Genomic DNA, 1,801 nt, shown 5'->3' on the forward strand with positions numbered 1-1,801 from the left:
CCCAGGGCGGTGGCCAGGTCGAGGAAGCCGCCGGTGGCGGTGGCGTTGCTGTCGCTGCCGACGGCCAGCGCGATGTCGCCCAGGCCTGAGGCGGCTGTGGCGTTGCCGAACTCCACCGTCAGCCCGTCGACAGACAGGGCCAGGTCCAGACCCAGGAAGTCGATGGAGGTGAGTTGAATGGCCGGCACCTCGACGTGCGGCAGGGCGACCGACGGGGGTGCCGCGGGGGTGACGGCGATGAGGCCGGCGCCGACGAGTGCGACACCCGCGGTGACCCAGCTCGGTGAAGCTGAGATTTCCATGTAATTCTCCTTTGTCATGGTGAACAACATGCCGCCTTCTGCCGACTGTACCTGATAGCACCATGAGGAGCACCTCGAGCGGCGGAATTCCCCGTGACGGCCCGGTGCGCGGCACCACCAGTCGCGACGAGCCGAGTGCCGCCGCCCCCGCGCACCCGCGCCGCGACGGCCCGCGTCCTGCACCAAAGTCGTTGCGGCAAAAGCACAAATACCGTCCAGACGAGGACTTTTGGCCCTGTCGCGGACCAGCGGACCACGAGAATGCTCGACAGCCGAAGGGAGATGCAGATCATGATGCGCGCCACGAAGGTCGACACCGACGTCATCCGAGATGCTGTGCGGTTGGCGTGCCGCGCCCCCTCGCTGTACAACAGCCAGCCCTGGCGATGGGTGGCCGAGGACGGCCGCCTGGATCTGGTCCTGGACCGCGAGCGAATGATCACCCATGACAGGTCCGGGCGCGAGGCGCTGATCGGCTGCGGCGCCGCGCTGGATCACCTGCGGGTGGCGATGGCCGCCGCCGGCTGGCAGGCCCACATCGAGCGGTTCCCCGATCCGCAGGACGCCGACCACTTGGCGTCGGCGCACTTCACCCGGGCCGGCGAGGTGACCGAGGCGGATCGGCGCGCCGCCGACGCGATCCTGGCGCGCCGCAGCGACCGGCTGCCGTTCTACCCGCCCGGCAACTGGGCGTCGGTGGAGCCGCTGCTGCGCGACGCCGGGAACGCCACCGTGCGCGTGGAGACGATCCCCGACAGCGTGCGGCCGCAGCTGGCGGACGCGGCCGAGCTGGCTGAGTCACTACGCCTTTACGACTCGTCGTATCACACCGAATTGGACGGTTGGACAGTGCCATTCGAGACATCCGTTGAGGGGGTACCGCGCAGCTCGCTGGTGTCAGCCGCCGAAGGCAGCCGGGTGGACGTCGGGCGGGCCTTCCCGTTCGTCCATCACCGGGACAGGCGGGCCGACATACCCAAGGACGGCGCGAAGGTCGTGGTGCTGTCCACCGAAACCGACTCTCGCATGGACGCATTGGTGTCCGGCGAAGTGCTGTCGCAGGTGTTGCTGCGCGCCACGGCGGCCGGGCTGGCCACCTGCCCGCTGACGCACGTCACGGAGCTCGAAGCGACCCGCGCGATGGTCGCAGCGCTGCTGGACCCCGACGCGCTGGATCACGACGCGTTGGATCACGACGCCTGGCCCCAGGTGCTGGTGCGCGTGGGCGTGGCGCCCAGCGGGGAGCAAACCCCGCCCGCCACGCCCCGGCGGCCACTCGACGACGTCTTGCGGTGGGTGAGCTGACCGTCATCCGGCGATGCACGATTCGAGCCCGCCGACCGCGGTCCTTGGTCACTCGGCGCCGCGGACATACCGGGCCCAACAGCGCGGCGCAGAGGACTAATGACCCTGCACGCCAGTGCGATTCCCCGGAACACTGAATGCCGAACGCAGATCGGAGATCGACATGCATGTCAAGGCGGCCCAGACCGAACTCG

At 69.5% G+C, this 1,801-nt stretch carries 1 protein-coding gene and 1 pseudogene; one reads left to right on the top strand and one right to left on the bottom strand.

From position 1 onward, the window contains the following. Positions 1–302 (bottom strand): annotated as a pseudogene (locus tag ABDW21_RS08695) (hypothetical protein); the annotation flags it as partial. 294 nt (positions 303–596) lie between these two features. Here ABDW21_RS08695 and ABDW21_RS08700 point away from each other — a divergent pair. Beyond that, a complete protein-coding gene (locus ABDW21_RS08700; protein ID WP_343710324.1) occupies positions 597–1,607 on the top strand; it encodes an NAD(P)H nitroreductase in 1,011 nt (336 codons plus the stop codon). The last annotated feature ends 194 nt before the right edge of the window (positions 1,608–1,801 follow it).

Source organism: Mycobacterium sp. (assembly GCF_039583805.1).
Taxonomy (GTDB): domain Bacteria; phylum Actinomycetota; class Actinomycetes; order Mycobacteriales; family Mycobacteriaceae; genus Mycobacterium.